The 21264-nt window shown below is 66.2% G+C and carries 17 protein-coding genes; 10 read left to right on the top strand and 7 right to left on the bottom strand.

What is annotated here, in order from left to right; genetic code table 11:
* Window positions 1–22 precede the first annotated feature (22 nt).
* Window positions 23–5617 carry a CHAT domain-containing protein gene (locus tag GJV26_RS00405; protein WP_155706670.1) on the bottom strand — a complete coding sequence of 1865 codons (5595 nt, stop codon included), beginning with the start codon at window positions 5615–5617 and terminating at the stop codon, window positions 23–25.
* A gap of 375 nt (window positions 5618–5992) precedes the next feature.
* Window positions 5993–6481 carry an FxDxF family PEP-CTERM protein gene (locus GJV26_RS00400; RefSeq protein WP_155706668.1) on the bottom strand — a complete coding sequence of 163 codons (489 nt, stop codon included), beginning with the start codon at window positions 6479–6481 and terminating at the stop codon, window positions 5993–5995.
* Between the two features lie 264 nt (window positions 6482–6745).
* On the opposite strand from GJV26_RS00400, the gene GJV26_RS00395 reads away from it, so the two are divergent.
* The 7 genes from GJV26_RS00395 (at window position 6746) to GJV26_RS00365 (ending at window position 10361) form a co-directional block, all read left to right on the top strand.
* The gene (locus GJV26_RS00395; protein ID WP_155706666.1) at window positions 6746–7105 is read left to right on the top strand and encodes an ArsR/SmtB family transcription factor; all 360 of its coding nucleotides are present in this window, start codon (window positions 6746–6748) and stop codon (window positions 7103–7105) included.
* Entirely contained in the window at window positions 7102–7533 is a 432-nt protein-coding gene (locus tag GJV26_RS00390) for an SRPBCC family protein (protein WP_229427959.1), read from the top strand. Before GJV26_RS00395 ends, GJV26_RS00390 begins: the two co-directional genes overlap by 4 nt.
* Complete coding sequence (locus tag GJV26_RS00385) at window positions 7530–8210, top strand: glutathione S-transferase family protein (RefSeq protein WP_189442017.1); 681 nt, start codon at window positions 7530–7532, stop codon at window positions 8208–8210. Before GJV26_RS00390 ends, GJV26_RS00385 begins: the two co-directional genes overlap by 4 nt.
* Entirely contained in the window at window positions 8207–8905 is a 699-nt protein-coding gene (locus GJV26_RS00380) for a glutathione S-transferase family protein (protein WP_155706663.1), read from the top strand. Before GJV26_RS00385 ends, GJV26_RS00380 begins: the two co-directional genes overlap by 4 nt.
* A gap of 166 nt (window positions 8906–9071) precedes the next feature.
* Window positions 9072–9251: a hypothetical protein gene (locus GJV26_RS30600; RefSeq protein WP_229427960.1), complete on the top strand. Its 180-nt coding sequence runs from the start codon at window positions 9072–9074 to the stop codon at window positions 9249–9251.
* 132 nt (window positions 9252–9383) lie between these two features.
* On the top strand, window positions 9384–9737 hold the full coding sequence (locus GJV26_RS00370) for a VOC family protein (RefSeq protein ID WP_155706659.1): 354 nt from the start codon (window positions 9384–9386) through the stop codon (window positions 9735–9737).
* Between the two features lie 147 nt (window positions 9738–9884).
* Window positions 9885–10361: a low molecular weight protein tyrosine phosphatase family protein gene (locus tag GJV26_RS00365; protein WP_229419119.1), complete on the top strand. Its 477-nt coding sequence runs from the start codon at window positions 9885–9887 to the stop codon at window positions 10359–10361.
* A 159-nt stretch (window positions 10362–10520) separates the two neighbouring features.
* Here the strand turns inward: GJV26_RS00365 and GJV26_RS00360 are convergent, their stop codons facing one another.
* Window positions 10521–13505, bottom strand: a complete 2985-nt coding sequence (locus GJV26_RS00360; protein ID WP_173346101.1) for a TonB-dependent receptor — start codon at window positions 13503–13505, stop codon at window positions 10521–10523.
* A gap of 243 nt (window positions 13506–13748) precedes the next feature.
* On the opposite strand from GJV26_RS00360, the gene GJV26_RS00355 reads away from it, so the two are divergent.
* Window positions 13749–16187 (top strand): glycoside hydrolase family 2 TIM barrel-domain containing protein, encoded by a 2439-nt coding sequence (locus GJV26_RS00355; RefSeq protein ID WP_155706656.1) that lies wholly within the window; start codon window positions 13749–13751, stop codon window positions 16185–16187.
* A gap of 89 nt (window positions 16188–16276) precedes the next feature.
* On the top strand, window positions 16277–16777 hold the full coding sequence (locus GJV26_RS00350; protein ID WP_155706654.1) for a DUF6630 family protein: 501 nt from the start codon (window positions 16277–16279) through the stop codon (window positions 16775–16777).
* 239 nt (window positions 16778–17016) lie between these two features.
* Here GJV26_RS00350 and GJV26_RS00345 read toward each other — a convergent pair whose 3' ends face one another.
* The 3 genes from GJV26_RS00345 to GJV26_RS00335 are packed head-to-tail and all read right to left on the bottom strand — an operon-like array spanning window position 17017 to window position 19596.
* The gene (locus GJV26_RS00345; protein WP_155706652.1) at window positions 17017–18153 is read right to left on the bottom strand and encodes a PQQ-dependent sugar dehydrogenase; all 1137 of its coding nucleotides are present in this window, start codon (window positions 18151–18153) and stop codon (window positions 17017–17019) included.
* Window positions 18150–18626 carry a hypothetical protein gene (locus GJV26_RS00340; RefSeq protein ID WP_155706650.1) on the bottom strand — a complete coding sequence of 159 codons (477 nt, stop codon included), beginning with the start codon at window positions 18624–18626 and terminating at the stop codon, window positions 18150–18152. The genes GJV26_RS00345 and GJV26_RS00340 overlap by 4 nt, the downstream gene beginning before the upstream one ends.
* On the bottom strand, window positions 18601–19596 hold the full coding sequence (locus GJV26_RS00335) for an alpha/beta fold hydrolase (protein ID WP_155706648.1): 996 nt from the start codon (window positions 19594–19596) through the stop codon (window positions 18601–18603). Before GJV26_RS00335 ends, GJV26_RS00340 begins: the two co-directional genes overlap by 26 nt.
* 109 nt (window positions 19597–19705) lie before the next feature.
* Here GJV26_RS00335 and GJV26_RS00330 point away from each other — a divergent pair, with 109 nt between their 5' ends.
* Complete coding sequence (locus GJV26_RS00330; RefSeq protein ID WP_155706646.1) at window positions 19706–20140, top strand: Rrf2 family transcriptional regulator; 435 nt, start codon at window positions 19706–19708, stop codon at window positions 20138–20140.
* 117 nt (window positions 20141–20257) lie between these two features.
* On the opposite strand, the gene GJV26_RS00325 is transcribed toward GJV26_RS00330, so the two are convergent.
* Window positions 20258–21175, bottom strand: a complete 918-nt coding sequence (locus GJV26_RS00325; protein ID WP_308807608.1) for a LysR family transcriptional regulator — start codon at window positions 21173–21175, stop codon at window positions 20258–20260.
* Between the last annotated feature and the right edge of the window lie 89 nt (window positions 21176–21264).

Below are 21264 nucleotides of genomic sequence, written 5' to 3'. Positions count from 1 at the left end.
CCACGGTGCGGCTGGCCGCCGTTCAGGCTTGCGCGTCCACCGTGGCCGCATACCCTTTCAGCAGTTCCAGCAGGCGCCGCACCGCCGCGCCTTCCTCCGCCTGGCCAGGGTCGGTTTCATTGGCGAGCGTGGCCAGGTAGGGGTCCAGCAGCGCGCGCGCATCGTCTTCCACGTGGACCCAGTAGCGCCTGGTGCGGATGCGCTTGTGCAGGTCCTTCATCGACTCGACGATGTCGACCGCGCCGGCGGCGAGGTCGCGGTGCAGCACGCCTTTCAGGATGTCGTATTCGGACTGGGCCACGATCGACCAGAACTTGGGGTCGGCGTTGGCGGCGACGTCGATTTCCCGTGACAGCGCGGCCAGGTCGGGTGCCAGCTGTTCGGCGGTGCGGCCGTGTTGCGGAGCCGGTGGCGGGGCGCCCGGCATGCCGGGCGGCGTGCCGGTCGAGGCATTGTCCGCGGCCGATGCGAGCAGGTTCGCGCGCACCTCGCATGCCAGCCGCGCACGCATCGGGTAGTACCTGTGCGGGTTCTCCTGCGGCGGGCATTGCGCCGCCAGTTCGAGATGGCGCCGCGCCTGTTCCAGGCTATCGGCGGCGGCGGCATCGCCGGCCGCGTGCTGCAGTACGCTGATCCGCCGCCATGCGTTGCCCAGCAGGCTGAGGCGGCCAATCGTCGGCGGCAGCTGGTCCACCAGCTTGCCCAGCCAGCCGATCGCCTCGCGCAACTCGTCCAGAGTGGCGCCCGGCAGGCTGGCCTGTTCTGCCAGCAGCTCGACGGCATTGAGCGACGAGCGGCCGTCGGCGGCGCCCACCGCGCGGTGCAGCCATTTCAGCGCCTCGGTCCTGTCCGGCAGCGCCGCGTAGGCGGCGCCGAATTCCTGCGCCACGTCGCCGCGCTGCGTCCAGCCTTCCGGGCCGAAGGTCTCCTCCAGCCAGCGCAGCCGGGTGCGGTTGCGTTGCGTGTCCTGCTGCGGCGAGTACAGCGCGTCGATGGTGATCGCCTGCAGTACCAGGATCAGCGTCACCGGCGCCGCGACGCCGCCGTATTCCTCTGCCGGAGTCGGCTGCCGGCTGCCGCTGGCGGCCTTCCAGCTCCAGTCCGGGTCGCCGTAGCACTGGTAGGCGGCCCAGGTGTTGCCGCCGCGGTCGTGGTTCCACGCGGCCAGCCGCGCGGCGCCCACCGCCTCGATGAAGCGCTGGCCGGAGAACAGCTCCTCGTAGAACGTGGTCGCGAACAGTTCGGCGGCGCGGTCCTCGATGGCCCAGCCGGCGGCGATCACGCAGCGCACGCCGATATCGATCAGCGCGCCGGCGATGCCCGCCGCGAACGCCGCCCTGTCGTACGGTGGCTTGAGGCTGCCCTGCGCCAGGTGGCAGCAGTTAAGGAAGACCAGTTCCGGCGTCACGCGCATCGCCTGCACCTCGTGCACGCCGAGGAACGTGGCCTTGCCGGACAGGACCACGCCGCCGTAGCCGTCCTCGTTGCCGCAACCAGGGCCGGTACCGTGGCCGGAAATGTGCACGATGCGGTAATTGCGCGCGAACAGCTGGTTGATGACGCGGCGGGCATTGGCCAGCGGCTCCATGGCCGTCACCCGGTCGGCCTCGATGCCGAAGGCGGTGCGCGCCGTCCTGGCGATCGCATCGGCTTCGCTGCGCGCGCCGGCCAGGCGGCCATAGGCGTCGTCGGCGAGCGGCTCGCCGATGATCAGCATGTTGTCCTCGCTGCCGGCATCCACGACCCGTTCGCGGTAGCCGCTCGTGCGCAGCTTGCGGATCACCTTGCAGCGGATCGACCAGGGCGGCACGTCGCCGCGCCGCGCCGCCGGCACCTCGGGGTCGGTATCGAGCAGTTCCCAGGGCAATGTCGACGTGGTTTCATCGAGCTCCATCAGCATGCTGGCGGAGCCGGCCAGGTAGGGTTCGATCTCCACCGGGATCAGCAGGTTGAACAGCGTGCGGCCGATCTCGCCATCGGCGCGTGCCGTGTTCGATGCGCCTTCCACCAGATCGCGCACCAGCGCGCCCTGCGCCTGCTGCGCGCGCACCTCGGTGCGCGCGCGCCGCGAGTCGAGGGCATAGGCGATCAGCGGCATGTCCTTCGACGAGCCCTCCATGCGGATGGCGCTGATGAAATCGTACGCGGCGCCGCGGTAGCTGCTTTCGAGCGGGCGGCGCAGCGCGCCGTCGCCCTGCCGCAGGTAGCCGTCGACGGCAATCCGCTCGGGCGTGCTTTCGGCCTGCAGGCGCAGCACGCGCCAGGCGTCGGTGGCGCGGTCCAGGTAGACTTCGACGATCGTCAGCGACTCGACGACCGGCCAGCCGATCTCGCGCAGCCGCACGTTCGCATCGACGATGCCCTGCGCCAGCGCGAGCGCGGCCGCGCCGACCGACACGCCGGAGCCGCCGCTGCCGGCCAGCGTGGCGGCCAGTTCGAAACGCGCCGGCGGCGCGCCGGTCTCGGTCAGCCGTTCGGCGAACGCCAGCACGCCGATCCGGATCGTGTAGGCCAGGTGCTGGGCATTGAGCTTGCCTTCCTCGCCCAGGCCGACGATCACCGCGGCGCGCGGCCGCGGGATCAGGCGCTGCTTGCGCCGCCCGGCATGGTGGTGCCGCCCGTTCTCGAAGATCTGGAAGCTGCCCAGCCGTTCCGGGTACACGCCGGCCCGCAACGCCTTCGCCATGCGGCCGTTTACCAGCGTATCGACCACCGCCTCGGTGCCCGACAGCGTGCCCGACTGGTAATGCCCGAGCAGCAGCGGCGCCTTCACGAAGCGCAGGTCGCCGTGGTGCACGCGGATCGTCAGGCGGCCGTCGTCCGCGGCTTCTTCCGCGCCGGCCGGCGCCGTCATCTGGCCTGACGCCTCGTGCGCCGCCGCCAGGCGGCTGCCGTGCCAGACCGGGCGGCGGCCGGTGCGCTCCGGCTGCGCGGCGCTGCCGCCACGCAGCGTGGCGATGGCGGGCAGGCGCGTGGTGGTACCCGTGGCCAGCAGGTCGGCCAGCGCATCGAAATACTGCGCGGTGCGGGGCAGCGCGTCGTGCGGGACCGGCATGCGCCAGGCCGGCACGCCATGCAGCAGCGCGCTCTCCAGCGTCACGTGCCGGTCGCCGCTGTCGACCGTCACCAGCCGCACGCCGGCCTCGCCGGTTTCCAGCCTGGCCACGGTACCGGGCGCATGGCCGGTCACCGTGACGAGCGTGGCGGCATCCCGCAACAGCGCCGGCAGCGCGTGCTCGAGCTGCTGCCAGAAGAGCCGTGCCCTGTCCAGCAAGGTGCCGTCCGGCACGGCCCAGGCATCGGGCCGTTCGTGCCAGCCGTTCGCGCCGCCGGCCTTCAGCTCGGCGGCGGCGGCATCGTCCCAGCCCGCCACCCGGTGCAGGCGCGCTTCCGGGTCCGTCAGGCCGGCCTGCAACTGCAGGAAGCCGGGCATGGCGGCCAGCGTTTCACGCACGGCCCGTTCCTGCGGCAGCGGGCCCGGCGCGCTGAACAGCCGGCCGAAGGTTTCGTCGCCGGACAGCATGCGCAGCGGCAGCCAGCAGCCGGCGTTCGGCACCCCGAGCAGCACGATGCGCGCGGCCGGCGCCGCCGTCAGCAGCCGCCAGGCGGCCGGATGGCGCGCCTGCAGCGCGCGCACGAGCAGGCCGCCCATGCCGTGCGCGACGATGCGGATCGGCTGTTCGGCGTGCTGGCGCGCGCCGGCCAGCCTGGCGACGGTGGCGGCGAGGTCGCCGGCCGCGGCGTCGATATCGAGCCGCCAGTCGTACGGGAACGGGGTGACGTTGTGCGTGACGGCGAGGTGCCGGCACAGGTCGTCATAATGGCCGGGCAGCAGGCCGATGGGCCGCAGCAGCGGATGCCGCGCGGGCGCCAGTTCGGCGAAGCGGCCCAGCGACTGTTCGTTCATCCACAGGATGTCGCCTTCCGCCGTGGCGAGTGCCGATCCGAACAGGTCGGGGATCACGATCAGGTGCGGGTGGCCGGGCTCGGCGCGCCCGGTGCGCGGACCCGCGCCCGACGTTGCACCCGTGCCCGCAGCTAAACCCGCACCCGCACCCGCACCCGCACCGGTGCCGGCAGCGGTATGCGGAACGCCGCGCACGCCACTGGAATCGAGCCCGGCACGCGATTGCGAGCCGATCGGCTTCCAGTCGTCTGCCGCTTCGCCCCGCAGCGCGGCGATCACCGGCCCCATCACGTCCGGCCGGGCGAAGTAGCTGAAATGCGTGGCCTGGGCTCCGGTGAACAGCCGGAACTTCGGCGCACGTGGACCGCTGGCGCGGGGCACGCCGCCATACATCGACCGGGTCTGCACCACCATGTCGTTGTCGGTCCAGAAGAAGCCGTCGGCCACCAGCGTCTTCAGCCAGGACAGTACGCCGTCGCCTTCGGCATCGCCGGCCACCACGTACAGTTCGCTGTCCACGCCGTCCAGCGGCGCGTTGAGCCAGCCAATCAGCGCGCTGTCGGGCATCATCGCCTGCAGCCCGGGCATCGACGCGGCGCTGGTGCGGCGCCGCGCCACCGCGCACAGCAGGTCGACGAACTGCGTGGTCACGTTCACGCCGGCCAGCCCCATCAGCCACTGCAGCACCGACAGGTAGGCGTCGAGCCGCCGCGATGCCAGCAGCGTGCCCCGCGCCGGGCAGGCAAAGCGCACCACCCGCTGCACGGTGACGGTTTTTTCGCGCAGCCGCTGGCGCAGCGTGTCGAGTTCGCGCCGCGCCGCCGGCTCGCCGGCAAACAGCCTGTCCAGCGTGCCACCGGGCTCGAAGCGGGCGGCGCGCAGCAGCACGTCGGCGATCAGGCCGGCGCGCGAATGCGTCACCAGGTGCAGCGTCGCATTGCGGGGCAGGCTGTCCACCAGCGCGATCGCGTTGCCGATCGGGGTCTTGCCGATGGTAGGGTGGTCGAAGGCGAACGCGCGGCCCGGATACGCCTGGAGCAGCTGCTCGACCGGCGCGGCATTGCGCAGCCACATCTTGCCGAACGTGCTGCCCGTGTCGACGAACGTGCCGTGCATCAGGATCAGCAGGGGCGCCGCGCCGTGATCGTCCGGCCATGCGGCGATGCGCTGTTCGGGCGGGAACCGGTCGGGCAGGGAACCGGCATCGAGCCGGTACAGGCCCTCGGTCACCTGCCCGTCGATGGCGTCGGCGATCGCCAGGGCGGCATCTTCCTGCTCGTCCGGCGTATCGAGCACGCCGAACCATTCGAGGACAGCGGTGGCGGCGGACGGGCGTCCGTCGCGCCGGGCGCCGGGTACGCAGGACCACGGCAGCTGCCCGGTCACGTTGACCGGGGCATTCGCGATGCCGTCGTGGCCACCGTCCCGGTCATTCTCTGCGCCACCGCTTCGCGTGGGGGCCGGAACGGGGCCGCCGAGCAGCGTGCGCGCGTGATCCGGGTGGAGCAGCAGCGTGGGGCCGTCGGCGATCTTGAGCACGACGACCTCGTGCCCGGCCTGGACGTCGACAATGGCAGGCTGCCCTGCGGCACGGTGGCCGTGCACGCCATAGGCGCAGCGCAGGCCGATGCTGCGCCCGCCGACCTGCGCCTGGACGGCGCCATTGTCGAGCCGTGCGCCGGCTACGCGGAAACTGATCTGTTCGGCCATGGGGGCTCCAGGGAATGCGACGAAAGAGGCAGGCAAGCCTGTGCAGCGACTTATTGCGTAAAAGTCATCTTACGTCGCTCTGAGGTCTCTGTGGCAAGTCGCTGCGAATTTTCCAGGGGGTGTAACGAGGGATGGGGCAAATGCGTTGCGGGTGCACGACTTGCAAAGGGGGCTCGCTCTGGCCTTCGACGAGAACGCGCACGGCCCGAGGCAATCATGGTTGCCGATTCCGCCGGCGTGAATCGTCGGGGACGCATTCCACTGCACTGCGTGTCGGCCTTCCAGTTGCGGTTCAACTGCGGCGATACGAGCTACCGACTATGGACGGAAATATAAAAAGGCGCCGAAGCGCCTTTTTAGTGATGCGGGTGTGGATTACTGCTTGCGGCGACGTGCTGCGAAAGCCAGCACGGCCAGGCCGCCAGCCAGCATACCGTAGGTAGCTGGTTCTGGAACCGGGGTCGTCACGTTGAAGTCGCCGCCGTAGCTGGCAACCTGGCCGGTGACCGTACCGCTGACCGCCAGGGTCAGAGGACCCGTGACGTTCTGGCCCAGGATTGCAGCGATCGACAGTGGGCCGATATCGCCCGTGGAGATGTTCACGCCGTTCAGCGTCACGGTGTCGAACGACAGGTCGCTCCACGTCGTTGCGGTGTTGATCAGGCTGGCGAACACGGTGCCGTTGTCGGCGCTGTAGTTGCTGAACGTGAACGTGTCGGAGAAAGCACCGGTGGTGTGGGTGGCGCCCAGGGATGCGGACCACACGTTCGGACCGCCGATCAGGTCCACGGTGAAGTCGTCAGCGAAAGCGGAGCCGAAGGCGGGCAGCAGCGCAGCTGCCAGTACGATGGATTTCAATTTCATTCTTTACCTCGTCGAAGGGTTATTAACTACAGGAGTCGACAAGTTAAGCCAACCTTAAGGCAATGTCCATATCACATTACAAGTTTTACAAGTTGCATTGTGTTAACTCAACACATTTCATGGACGAAAGCGAGCGGCAATGGATCGCACTTGCACATCCGCACCGTCAGCACTCGTGGCAAGTACGCCAGGCCGCCCCGGACATCGCGCACTTCAAAGCAACTTCACCTTGCAACGCCAAATACTTCACCCTATAGTGAACTAATGCAAACGGAACGGCTCAACGCCATCTATCGTGCGCTCGGCGATCCATCCCGGCGGGCGATGCTGCAACGGCTGGCACACGCGCGGTCGCTCACGGTGAGCGAACTGGCGGCACCGTTGCCGCTGGCGATGCCGACCGTGCTCAAGCACCTGGAGGTGCTGGAGCGCGCCGCGCTGGTGCGCCGGCACAAGACCGGCCGCACCGTTACCGTGACGCTGCAGCCGGCCGCCATGGCCGAGGCGATGGCCTGGCTGCAGCGCACGGAAACGTTCTGGACGAGCCGCCTGGACCGGCTTGCAGCCGTCGTCGAATCCCCGCGGCCGCCCGGGCCGTCCACATCCGAGGAGGAATCTTCGTGACCAGCCTGACCATCGTCCGTGTCATCGAGGCACCGCCCGCGGCCGTCTTCGCCGCCTTCGTCGAACCCGACAAGATCGCATTGTGGTGGGGGCCCGACGACGGGCCGGTCACGCACGCGGAAGTCGATGCCCGTCCCGGCGGCCGGTTCCTTGTGCGCTTTCGCATGCTGGACGGCAGTGAACACGGCTGTTTCGGCAACTTCGAAGTGTTCGAGCCGCCGCACCGCCTCGCGATGAGCTGGTCGTGGGAAGACGAGGATGCACCGGCGTCGCGCGTGCAGGCCACCTTCAAGCCGGTCGGCACGGAACACACCGAGCTTACCTTCGTGCACGCGCGGCTCCAGGACGACGCCACGCGCGACAGCCACGAGCATGGCTGGAACGGCGCGCTCGACAAGCTCGAGCGCAAGGCGCGGAGCCTGTGGTGATCACGGTCACCGGCATGAAATGGGCGCCACCGTTCCCGGCCGGCATGGTGCGCGACATGCGGGTGCGCTGGATCCTGAACGAAGCAGGCTGGCCATACCGCGTCGTGCTGCTCGACGCGCCCGGCCTGAAGTCGGCACGGCACCGGACCATGCAACCGTTCGGCCAGCTCCCCGTGCTGGAAGAAGACGGCCGTCCGCCGCTGTTCGAAAGCGGCGCCATCGTGATCGACGTGGCGACGCGCGCCGGGCGCTGCATCGCGGCGGAAGGCAGCGTCGAGCGGGTGCAGGCGCTGCAGTGGTGCTTCGCCGCGCTCAACACGGTCGAGCCGGCGCTGTTCGCCGTCGCCGAAGTCGAATGCCTTACCGACGACGAGGTCGTCCGCGAGCGACGGCGGCCAGTGGTCGTGGAGGCGGCGCAGGAACGGTTGCGCGACCTGTCGCGTGCCCTGGGCGAGCGGCCGTGGCTCGTGGGCGAGGATTTCACCGTGGCCGACCTGTTGATGGCCTCGGTGCTCGAGCTTGCCGTGCGCTTCGATCTGCTCGGCGACCACCCGGCGCTCGTGGCGTGGCAACGGGCGGTGTACGAGCGGCCCGCCCACCGCAAGGCGCGAGAAGACCAGCTGGCCGAGATGCGGGCGCACACGTGCGCCGACATGCACCTGGAGGATATTCCATGATCACCGTCACCGCCATGAAATGGGCGCCGCCCTTCGCCGCCGGCCAGGTACGCGACCATCGCGCGCGCTGGATCCTCAACGAAGTGGGCTGGCCCTACGAAGTCGTGCTGGTGGATGCGCCCACGATGAAATCGGCCGCCTACTTCAGCGGTTTGCAGCCCTTCGGTCAGCTGCCGGTCCTGCAGGAAGACGGCCGGCCGCCGCTGTTCGAGAGCGGCGCCATCGTGCTGGACATCGCCATGCGCGCCGGCCGTTGCATCGGCGCCGAGGGCACCCCGGAGCGCGCCGCCGCACTGCAATGGGTGATCGCCGGCCTGAACTCGGTCGAACCCATGCTGTTCAACGTTGCCGAGGTCGAGTACTTCATGGAGGACGAAGCGGCGAGGAACGCCAGGCGTCCGGCCGTCGTGCGGCTGGCGAAAGAGCGGCTGTCGATGCTCGAGCAGGCGCGTGCCGGACGCGACTGGTTCGTGGGCGACGGCTTCACGGTCGCCGACCTGATGCTTGCCTCCATCCTCAAGATTGCCGACCGGCTCGCATTGCTCGACGAGTTGCCGGCGCTGGGGGCCTGGCAGCGGTCGATACTCGCCCGCCCCGCGCATGTCCGGGCCGAGCAGGACCAGAAGGCCGAGATCGCCCGCCACACGCCCGCGGACATGCGCTACGACGCGCTTGCACAGGAGAGTGCGCCATGAACAATGGAACCGCCGCCCGGGAGAGCGCGCCATGCCGGGCCGCCCGCGATCGCCTGCTGGAGGAGGAGATCGCGCTGCGCCGCCTGACCGGGGCCGTCGCCGAACAGCGGCGCCGCCTGCCGCCCGGCACGCCGGTGCCCCGCGACTGCACGGAGTGGAGAACGGCGTGCCGGCCAACAGGGAGCTCATCGACCGGATCTCAGCGCAGGGGGAGCAGCCCATCGCCCACGCGTCGGAGAAGGGCGAGGTCTTGCAGGCCCGCTACGAGACCTTCCTGACCGATGCCCGGACTGAACTTGACCGGCACCGATGGCGGATCGAAGTGGCCATCCAGTTGCGCGACTGACCGCATGCATGCCGCAGCAGCCGTCGCGCGCAACTGCGCCATTCGGGCGGACCGGCAGCGCGTTCGAACGCTTCGCCTGGGCGAGACAGGCGACACCCCATCGTCAACCCACTGCAAACGAAGGAGCCCAGCATGACCATCGAGAACGCATTGGCAAGCGTGGCCGTCAAGGACGTCGACAAGTCCGCCGCCTGGTACGCCGAACTCCTGGGGTCCAGGGGCCACCGGCCCATGCCCGAAGTCGAGGAATGGACGTTTCCCCGCGGCGGCGGGCTGCAGGTCTATCAGGGTGCCGAGCACGCCGGAAACTGCTCTTTCATGCTGGCGGTCAGCGACATCGAGGCCGTTGCGCGCAAGCTGGCCGCGATGGGGGTGCAGCCTGGCAATCGCACCAGCAACGAGCGTGTCAAGACGCTGATGGTGCAGGACCCGGATGGCAACAGCATCGCCATTGCCGAGGCGCTCGATCCGGCGCTTGCGAGGTAGGCTGCCGGCCTGGGATCGCACGCGCACGGCGGCAAACACGAAATGCCGGGGAGAGAAAGCAACCCGGCTAAGGAGCACCGTCGTAAAATATATGGCGGGAGCAACAAGCTTCGGAAAGTGCCCTTTGGGCAAGCGACGGCAGGTACTATGAAAAATGAAGAAAAACGCGAAAAGACCTGGAAGCATCTATACACCAGGTCCACGAAGCTCGCGCGGGCAAGACAGCTCGGTATCGAATACCCCAGAATTCCCGATGCCCAGCTGGCAAGAAAAACCGGCTCCGAGGCTGGCGGTCGAAAAAATATTCTTTTCGTTTGCAGCAAGAATCAATGGCGAAGCCCGACGGCGGAAGCCATCTGGCGTTCGCATCCGGACCTGAATGTGCGCTCCGGCGGAACCAGCCCCAATGCCAGGCACCACGTTTCGGAAGACGACATTCGCTGGGCCGATGTCATCTGCGTGATGGAAGAAAAGCACAAGGCGCGGCTGAAGGCGGAATACACGCGGGTACTCGATTTCAAGGCCATCCACGTACTCGATATTCCGGACGAATACCGGTACATGGATGCCGAGCTCGTCGAACAGCTCAAACAGTGCGTACCATCCATCCTGATGATCGAGTGATGGCGAAAACGGTCGAAGCAGGGCCGTTTATCTGAAAAGCTTGCCGATCGGCTGCAACACGTGGAGCTATTGGCTCCGCTGGCAAATCGAGGCATGACCAAACGAGCGAGGCCGCCCGCGCTGCGACGCGGCCGGCCCCTGCATTCATCCTGCCACCGTTCAGAACTTGTAGTTCGCCCCCAGCACGAACGACCGCCCCGAGTGCACGTACAGCAGCGTGTCGTTGCGCTGGCTGTCGCGGCCGTAGCGCAGCGCCTCGTCGGTCAGGTTTTGGCCCTCGAACGACAGGCGCAGGTTCGGCGTCAGGTTGTACGACACGCTGAAGTCGATATTGGTCGAGCCGTTGACGCGCGTGTAGTCGTGGCCGTTGATGTCGCCGAGCACCGCCAGGATATAGCTGGAGCGGTGCGCCGCCGACACGCGCGCGCTGAACTTCGGATCGTCGTAGAACAGCGTGATGTTGTGGGCGCGTGGCGACAGGCCGGTGAAGTCCGCCGTGTCGCCGATGAACTCGTTGGCCGGCGTGGCCGGATTGTCCGGCCGCACGATGTAGTTGATTTCCGACTTCACGCGCGTGTAGTTGGCCAGCAGGCCGAAATTCTTGCCGATGCCGGGCAGGAAACTGAACGGCGCCTGCAGGTTGAATTCCAGGCCGTTCAGCGGGCCGCCCGGCGTGTTGAACTTGCGGTTCACCACCACCGTGGTATCGGGCAGCACGTTGCAGGCCGGCGTGCCGCCGGTGATCGAGCAGCCGGCATCGGTCAGCAGTTCGTTCGGCAGCCCCAGCGACGAATACACTTCGCGCTGCTGCACGTTCTGGATGAACGACTTGATCTCCTTGCGGAAGAAGCCCAGCGACACCATCGCGTTCTTCTCGTAGTACCACTCGGCCTGCAGGTCGTACGTGCGCGCGCGGATCGGGTCCAGGTTGGCATTGCCCACGGTGACGGTCTGGAACTGCTGGTTCACGCTGGCGGACGGGCGCAGGTCGCCGTATTCCGGGCGCGACAGCGTCTTGCCCGCCGAGAAGCGCAGGTAGACATCCTTCGGCAGCTGCGCCGTCAGGTTCAGGGCCGGCAGCCAGTCGCGGTATTTCTTCGTGAACGTGATCGGCTGCAGCTGCCCGGCGATGCGCTGCAGCGTCATCGAGGTGGCCTGCGTATCGACGCCGCGCACGCCCGCATTGCCGCGCCAGCCGATGCCCCACAGGTCGTAGTTGAAGTCGACCATGCCGTACACGGCATCGATCTTTTCCTCGATGCGTGTCACGCCCGGCGTGGCGAGGTTGAATTCGGAGCCGGGAATGTCGGCGCAATGGCACTCGATGTTGTAGACGGCCAGCAGCCTGGACAGGTCGACCGCCGCCCACGTGTTCGGCACGCCCGTGCCGCCCAGGCCGCGGCCGAAGCCGGCGATCTGGCGCGAGATGTCGTTCATGCCCACGCCGGCGGGCAGGTTCAGGCCGCCCGTCGAACCGTTGCCCACGTCGTAGTTGGCCCACGTGTTCTTGCGGGCCGACAGGCCGGTGCGCAGCGTCAGGCGGTCGCTCGCTTCCCACGCCAGGTTGGCCGCCGTGGTCTTGAGCTTGTTGTCGGACTGCAGGTAGCGGCCGAAGAACTGGCCGTGCCACGTGCCGTTCGGCTCCGTGTTCGCGAAGGTAAAGCTGTTCGGGTTGGCCACGTCGATGCCGTAGTTCAGCGTGGGCACGTTGCGGTTCTGGCGGAAGTCGAACGAGTAGCCGTTGACATTCGGCGCATCGAACATCACCGTGGCCCGCATCGGGTTGTCGAGGTTCGTGTTCGACATGCCGTGCAGGAAATCGACCTTCAGCGTGTCGCCGATGCGGTGGCTGGCCGACAGCACGTTCTGGCGGAACTTCGTCTCGTACACGTCCATCAGGCCTTCGGTGCGGATATCCACGCCGTTGAAGCGGCCGTAGGTCCAGCTGCCGTTGCCGTCGAATTCCGCTTCCAGGATCGACGTCTGCGGCTTGCCGTTGGCGGCCGCCATGCTGCGCCCGAACGAGATCGCGCCGATGTAGTTGTCGTAGCGGGTGTTGCTGAATTTGCCGTACATTAGGTCCAGGTTGATGTCCGTGCCGGGCGCCGGGCGCCACTGGAACGAGCTGGTGATGCCGGTGCGCTCGTAGTCGGTCTGCGAGCGGCGGTAGCGGGGGATGCGCGGCGCGAACGCGCCCGATCCCGGTACGGGACTGGCCACGGTGCCACCGAAGTTGTCGGTGCGGGCCATCACTTCGGCATATTCCGCAGGGTTGCTGGTGCGCGGCACCCCGAAGCCGCAGTTGGCGGCATCGACGCCCTTGGCCGCATTGGCGGCATTGCTGGCGGGGACCTGCGGCGCGGCGCCGAGCGGCGAGCAGAAGCCGTCGTCGAAATGGGCCGGGTACAGGTCCACCGCCTCGTAGCCTTCCTCCACGGCGCGGCGTTTCGAATACGCGGCCGAGACCAGCGCGCCCACCTTGCCGAAGCGGGTGTCCCAGCGGTCCGAGACCAGGCCGGTCAGGCGCGGCTGCGTCTTGCGCGATACCGAGTTCCAGCCTTCCTGCACGCCGAAGCTGATCGTGCGGCCCTTGAAGTCGAACGGCCGGCCGGTGCGCAAATCGACCGTGGCGCCCAGCGAGCCTTCCTCGATGGCCGCTTCGGAGGTTTTGCGCACTTCGAGGCTGTTGAACAGTTCGGAGGCGAACACCGAGAAGTCGAAGCCGCGGCCCCGGTTCGAATTGCCATTGATGTCCGAGGCGCCCGTCATCGACATGCCTTCGATGCCGTTGATGCGCACGCGGGTAAAGCCGGCGTTCAGGCCGCGCACGGTGATCTGCCGGCCTTCGCCGCCTTCGCCGCGCGCCAGCGACACGCCGGGCACGCGCTGCAGCGATTCGGCCAGGTTGGCGTCGGGGAACTTGGCGATGTCCTCGGCCTTGATCACGTCGAGAATGCCGTCGGAACTTTTCTTGGCGTTCAGCGCGCTGTCCAGGCTGGCGCGAAAGCCGGTCACCGTCACCACGTTGGCGGGTTCGGCTGCCGGTGCCTGCTGGGCCTGCGCGGACGATGCCAGAGCGGCCGCGGCCAGCGCCAGGGTGGTGAGCCGGATTCCGGCCGGGCGGTTGTTTGGGTGGTTCTGCATGTCTCTCCTCGTGGTTTCGGTGTCGCTTGTTGTTGCGATCACACGCATCTTATGAAAGCCGGGGAGGGCGCGAATTGCCAGACTGGCAAATAATCACGCGGTTGCGAAATGGGAGGTTCGCGGGATGTGAAAAAGCCACGCTATGCCAACTCGGCATTCCTCGGCTGAAAAATGGAATACCGGCGCGCGTTGCCAGCCTGTTACGATTGAAAAATTTTTATCGAAAACCAAGGACTCGCCCGAATGACCCTGTTCAAGATCGCTCCGCGCCGCCGTCTCCTGCCGCTTGCCCTCGCCGTGGCGCTGCTCTCCGGCCATGCCGCCGCCGAACAGCGCAGCCTGTCACAGGGCTGGCTGTTCCAGGCCGGCGAAGCGAAAGGTGCCGACAAGGCATCCTTCGATGATGCCGGCTGGCGCAAGGTCGCGGTGCCGCACGATTTCTCGGTCATGGACAAGGCCGACGGCACGCCGCCGTTCGATGCGAAGGCGGTGGGCGGACAGGATTCCGGCTACCTGCCGGGCGGGCAGGGCTGGTACCGCAGGCACCTGGCATTGAACGCGGCCGATGCCGCGGGCGTGCTGCGGCTGAACTTCGAAGCCGTCTACATGGATGCCGACATCTGGTTCAACGGCGAGCACGTGGGCAGGCACCGCTACGGCTACACGGCGTTCACGCTGGACCTGACCGGCAAGGCGAAAACGGGCGACAACGTGGTCACGGTGCGCGTGAATCACGTCGACCCGTCGTCGCGCTGGTATGCGGGTTCGGGCCTGATCCGCCCGGTCACGCTGGACCTGCTCGATCCGGTGCACGTGGCGCCCGACAGCGTGTTCGTCAGCACGCGCAGCGCTTCCGCGGAAAAGGGTGAAGTCGATGTGCGCGCCTCGGTCGCCAACCGCACGGCCGCGGCAGCGAAGGTCGAGGTGCTGTCGCAACTGGTGGGTGCGGACGGTGGCGTTGTCGCACGGGAGCGCCGGCAGCTGACGATTCCTGCGCGCGGCAAGGTCGATATCGATCATCGCCTGGCCGTCCCGAACCCGAAATTGTGGTCGCCCGACGCGCCGAACCTGTACACGCTGGTGCAGGAAGTGCGCGTGGGCGGTATGCTGAAGGATACGCGCCGCACCCGCTTCGGCATCCGCACGGTGACCGTCGATGCGGAAAACGGCTTGCGCATCAACGGCAGGAAATACGTGCTCAAGGGCGGCAACATCCACCACGACAACTACATGCTGGGTGCTGCCGGCTCGCCCGATGCGGACCGGCGCAAGGTGCTGCTGATGAAGGACGCCGGCTACAACGCGATCCGCAGCGCGCACAATCCCGCCAGCCAGGCCACGCTGGCGGCGGCCGACGAACTGGGCATGCTGGTGATCGACGAAGCATTCGACATGTGGCGCAAATCCAAGCGCGACGCGGACTATTCGCGGTTCTTCGAAGAGAACTGGCGGCGCGACATCGACAGCCTGGTCGTCAGCGGCCGCAACCACCCGAGCGTGATCTTCTGGAGCGTGGGCAACGAGATTCCGGAGCAGGCCACGCCGGAAGGCGCGAAGACCGCGCGCGACCTTGCGGCCCGCATCCGCCTGCTCGACACCACGCGGCCCGTCACGCAGGGCGTCAACGTGGACAGCCCGGCCAACGCGATCCAGTTCGCGGAGCTCGACGTGGCAGGCTACAACTACCGCGCCCACCTGTTCGGCAGCGACCACGCCACCCATCCGAAGCGGGTGATGTACACGTCCGAGTCCACGTCGAAGGATGCGTTCCGCTACTGGGACCCGGTCGAAACGATGCCGTGGGTGATCGGCGACTTCGTCTGGACGTCGGTCGACTACATCGGCGAGACGGGCATCGGCTGGATGGGCTATTCGAAGGACTGGAAGGAGCTGGGCAAATACCCGTGGCACCTGGCCTACTGCGGCGAGATCGATGCCACGGGCCGCAAGCGCCCGGCGGCGTATTACCGCCAGGTGATCTGGAAATCCGGCATCGATCCGGTGGCGGCCTTCGTCGAACAGCCGGCCGGGACGGAGGACCTGCCGGACCGCGACTACTTCAAGGAGCACCCGGAGCTGGACTGGTCGCTGCACGACCTGCACCAGAGCTGGAGCTGGAAGGGCCAGGAGGGCAAGGCGGTGAAGGTGGTCGTCTATTCCGAGCATCCGGAAGTGGAACTGTTCCTGAACGGGCGCAGCCTCGGGCGCAAGGCGGTCAACCGCCAGACCGAATACCGGACGTCGTACTCCGTGAAGTACGAGCCGGGCCGCCTGGCCGCCGTGAGCTACCGCGACGGCAAGGCGGCGGGGCAGTGGGAGCTGCGCACCGCCGGGGCGCCGGCCGCGGTGAAGCTGGCAACGGACCGCCGGCAGGTGCGCGCCAACGGCGATGACCTGGTCTACGTGAGCGCCGAACTGGTGGACGCGGACGGCGTGCCCGTCTACGCACGCGATGGCGACCGCAAGTTCCGCGTGTCCGTCAAGGGTGCCGGCACGCTGGCCGGCGCCGGCAACGGCAACCCGATGGATGCCGCGAGTTTGCAGTCCGGCGAGCGGACCACGTTCCACGGCCGCCTGGTTGCCGTGGTGCGCGCCGGGCTCGAGGCGGGGCCGATCGAGGTGGAGTTCGCCGGTGAGGGTGTGCCAGTGCAGCGGGTGAGGATCGACGCCGTGAATGAATGAAAATGATGCCATGAAAAGTGGCAAGGCGAGCCGGGAGCTTGTTATGATGGTGTCATTTCCATAACAAATTTACAGGATTGACCTCGACCATGACGACACCCCGCGACATCGGCGCCTCCTCCGACAATCAGACCGGCCAGGTCAGCGAGAGCGATGCGTTCGCACGCTGGCTCGAACTGATAAGCGGCACGCCGGAGCTGGCCGAACAGGCCCGCTCGGCAGTTGACGACAGCGAGACCATGCCGGAGTTCTTCAGCCTGATGGAAGCGCTGGCCTCGATCAGGCTGGCCGTGCAGGCCGACATCAAGGATGACGAAACGTTCGAGGAGATGATGCTGGCCATGTGCGGCACACGCCAGCTGCCGGCACCCGACCTGCCCGACGAACCGCCGCAGGGACCCGCGCGGATCAGCGTGCTGCTGGACACGCTGCTGGAACACGCACCGCGATTCGGCAAGCGGATGATCGTGCTGGACGACGAGGACGACAGCTGGAATGTCGTGCTGGTCGACGAGCAACAGGGCGACGAGTTCCTGCGCCTGTGCGAGCAACTGGGCGTCGGCATCATGGAGCAGGACCAGTGGCAATAGGGATCGGCGGCCGGCGGTTGGGCTCGAACGACATGATACCTTTCGGCCCATTGCTATCGGCGGCCGGAAACGGCGCCTTGCCGCGCGAGGGCAGCTGACACGCGATCTTCGCATCGCCATCAAGGCTGACCCGCGTTCCGGCACGGGAGTGAAACCCTGGCGTCTGGCGAACGGTGCTGGACCTGGGCTCTCCGGACCGCCAGATAGTGGCATGCCCGCGCCACGCGGTTCCCGCTGGCCTACCTCTTCGGTGTCAGCATCAGCAGCCGGCCGCGCGGCCCGTCTTCCAGCAGCCATATCGCGCCATCCGGCCCGGTGCGCACGGCGCGGATGCGTTCGCCCATGTCCCAATGGTCCGCCTTGGTCGCGTTCTCGCCGTCGAGGGCGATGCGGTCCAGCGACTTGCCCGAGAGACCGGTGATGAAGAGGGAATTTTTCCACTTCGGGAACAGGTCCGCGTCGTAGTAGGCGAGGCCGCCTGGTGAAATGGCCGGATTCCAGGACACTTTCGGGGCTTCGAAGCCGTCACCAGGGGCGTGGTCGGGGATGTCGCGGCCGTCATAGTGGCTGCCATTCGATGCCTTCGGCCAGCCATAGTTGAGGCCTGGCTTGATCAGGTTGATCTCGTCGCCATGGCGCGGCCCCATCTCCATTTCCCACAGGCGCCCCTGCCTGTCGAAGGCGATGCCCAGCAGGTTGCGGTGGCCATACGACCAGACGGCTGCATGGAAGCCCCTGGCCGCGAGCGGGTTGTCGGCGGCCGGCGTGCCGTCGAGGTTCAGGCGCAGCACCTTGCCGAGCGTCGACCCGGGGTCCTGCGCCGGATCGAAAAGCTGGCGGTCGCCACTGGTGAAGAAGAGATACTTGCCGTCCGGCGAGAAGCCGATACGGCCCGAATAGTGCCCGCCAGTCGAAGCATCCTGGCTGCGGAAAATGGCCTTCGTATCCCTGAGTGTGCCGCCTGGCTGATCCAGTGTCGCGGTGGCGAGCACGACCCGGGTGCCGGCGCCGGGACCCGCCTCGGAGTAGCTGAAGTAGAGCCGCTTGCTGGCCGCGAAATCGGGAGCGGGCACGATGTCCATCAGCGCGCCCTGGCCGCTGCTGCTGACGGCGGGTGTACCGGACACCGTCCGCCTGGTACCGGTTGCGGGATCGATCAGGATCATCGTCCCCTCCTTTTGTGTAACCAGCACGTTGCCGTTGGGCAGGAATGCCATGGCCCATGGGCTCTTGAATGTGCCGACCGGCTTGACCTCGAAGGGCAGGCCGCCGGTCGCGGATGCGCTGGCCTGCGCGTTCGCGGCCGCCGGGACGGCGGCGCACGCGAGCAGGGCGAGCGAGAAAGTGGTGGCAAGGCCGGGCATGTTCAAATTCATGTTTTCCAGATCTCCATTCGCGGATTGACGCCAGGTTGTTGGGGCGTAAGGTATGCCATTGCGCCGGCTCGGCATGCGGATGCTTCCGGCACGGTGGCTTCAACGGCGCCGAACGTTCGGGTTGGCCGCGAGCTGCGCATGTACTTCACGACCGTGTGCGCTCTCTCCACCCACGCACCGCGAAGTATGCGCCGGCGCTGTTGGTCCATAGGGTGGTGGGAAGTGTAGAGCAAAACTTCCATTGCAGACGCTGCGCTGGTCGCGGACGGATTGCGCTGTCGTACAGTGGACGGCAGCAACCGGCCAAAGCGGACCTTGGTACCAGTGACTTTGGAGATGCCTATGGCCTGCTGGCCCACGGCCTGTTCGACCCAGTACTTGAAGCGCACCTCGACATCCATCACGTACAGGCCCTGATCCCGGTGGTCGAAGGCGCTGCCGGCGTGATCACGGCCTGGCGGGCGTACTGTCATCCAAAGTCGGCATAAAAGACAGGATCAATGCATTGACTTCATCGGCGCGCTCCTGCTGTATCCAGTGTCCGGCATCGTCGATGGTAACGCAGCGGCGCAGGTGCGGAGCGAGCTTCGACATTCCAGCGATAATGTGATCCATTCCGGGGATGGTCAGTCCGACATCGCGTGAGCCGATGGCGAACAGCGCCGGCACTTCGACGTGCATGCCTTCAAGACTGGCTTGCAACTCCCAGTTTCGATCCAGGTTGCGATAATAGTTAAGTCCACCACGAAAGCCGCTACGCGCGAAAGCAGCGGCGAATGCGTTGAAGTCGGCACTGGATAGCCATGCGGGTAAGCTTACCGGCTCGGGAAGGTCGCGCAGTATCCCGCGTTCCGGCACGACCATCCCGAAAGGATTGGGCGTATCGTCTCCCGGCTGGCGCGGTCCTGCTTCGCCAGATGCCGCATGATAGATCCTGCGTAGCGTGGTCGGCATATCGCGTTCGACTTCGCGCTCGGCCAGCCCAGGTTCCTGGAAATACAGGATGTAGAACATCGCCTCTTTCGTGCGCGGGAAAAGCTTTGTCGGAGGCATGGGAGCACGAGCCATCATGGGTACGCCGAAGGCGGCAACGCCACGTATGCGGTCCGGGCGCATGAGTGCCATCTGCCACGCGACCGACGCCCCCCAGTCGTTGCCGACGATGACAGTGCGTTCGATCGAGAGGGCATCCATCAGGCCGATCAAGTCGCCCACAATATGAAACATCGTGTACACGTCGCTTGCTTCCGGGCAGGAGGACTCCCCGTACCCACGCAGGTCCGGGGCAATGGCGCGATAACCTGCCGCAGCAAGTACGGGAATCTGCTTGCGCCATGATTGCGACGTTTCCGGAAAGCCGTGGCAAAGAAGTATTGCGGGGCCTTCGCCGGCTTCGAGATACGACAACGTGATTCCATTCACATCCACCGACCTGCGCTGCATGTCATTCTCCTGGGTTCGAATGCGTAACATCATATGTTGCGCATTTCAGTCGGTCAAGTGGCGTAACATATCGGGTTACGAATTTTGACCAGAACTACGCGAGGTAGGAATGAGACACGACGGCAGGCTGTCGCGCATGCTTCATGTACTGATCCACATGGACAAACGTGGCGGCAAGACTACATCCGAGACGATCGCTCTCATGCTTGGCACTAACCCGGTGGTTGTTCGCCGCACCATGGCGCCGTTAAAGCATGCGGGGCTGGTGACCTCAGATGGCGGTGCCGGCGGCGGCTGGTCGCTTGCTCGTGCAATCCATGGTGTCACGGTGCGTGAGGTCTACGAGGCACTCGGCTCACCTGCCGCCTTGGCGATCAATGTAGCGGTCGACCACAAGACCTGTCCGGTCGAGCAAGCCGTGGTGGCCAGACTGGGCGCCGTATTTCAACGAACAGAGGAATTCATGCTTGAACGGATGGGAGAGGTGACGCTCGGCGCACTGGCCGCGCATGTCAACCAGGCTGACCAGCCAGACTATCAATAGCGGACGGGCATGTCCCGTTTGTGGCGGAAGCTGCCTTGTACTGGATGGCAGCAACCGCCCGGAAGCGGGCGTCGCAACCGCCCTTGGGAACAGGAGTCCTCATAAGGTTGAGATCGTTTACGTTTTCACTGCTGAGCGCAAGAAATCGACAAATGCACGCACTCTCGCCGATAGGTGACGGTTCTGGGGATAGAGGATCGAAAAGGGGCGGGAGCGGCCACCGTACTGTTGGAGGACTTCCACGAGGTCACCACGCTGCAGAGCGTCGCCTACTGCAAAGCGATACGTTTGATAAAGACCTCCGCCCGCGTTTACCCAAGCGACAGCCCCCAACGCATCGTTAAGTACACGCATCCTGCTGGTTATCGGCTTCTCGATTGCAGTACCTTGATCATCGGTGAACTGCCACTGCAGCGGCCGCCCGGTATTCGGCGATATGTACTGGATACAATCGTGTTCACCGAGATCATCAATACCGCGTGGTTCGCCTTTCTTTGCAAGGTATGCTGGGGTACCGAATACACCTAGCGTGGCGTCCTCAAGTTTGAACGCGACAAGACGTGAATCTTGTGGAATGCCAAGCCTGATTGCCAGGTCGAAGCCTTCTTCGACGAAGTCAATGATCTTGTCCGAAATGCTGATCTCGATGTCGATCTGCGGATAAAGCCCCGTAAACGCAGGCATCAAAGGCAGCAACCGAAACGTTCCATAAGCAGCACTGACGCTGATGCGCAGCGGCCCACTCGGGACAGTCTGGGCACCTGTAATCGCACGCTCGGCCTCGGCGATTTGCTCGAGTGCGAGCTGACATTCCTTCCAATAGAGCTCGCCTTCGGCTGTCAGCTTGACGGCGCGGGTAGTCCTTAAAAAAAGGCGTACACCGAGGCGCTGCTCGAGCCGACTGATCGACCGACTGACCGCGGCCGGCGTCAAGCCAAGAATCTCGGCCGCACTGGTAAAGCTGCCAGTCTCCGCTGCTCTACAAAACTGTTCGATGCTGCCCAGCTGAAGTGCGTTGCCTGCTGCCATATTCATTACCATTTGTAATAAATGAATTGATTATCACATGGTTTATCGACCAGGAACAACGTATTAAAGTACGTCCACTGCTTCAGCAACAACGC

The organism is Pseudoduganella dura, assembly GCF_009727155.1.
In the GTDB taxonomy this organism is placed as follows: Bacteria; Pseudomonadota; Gammaproteobacteria; order Burkholderiales; family Burkholderiaceae_D; genus Rugamonas; species Rugamonas dura.
This window is presented reverse-complemented; position numbering and strand designations above follow the sequence as displayed.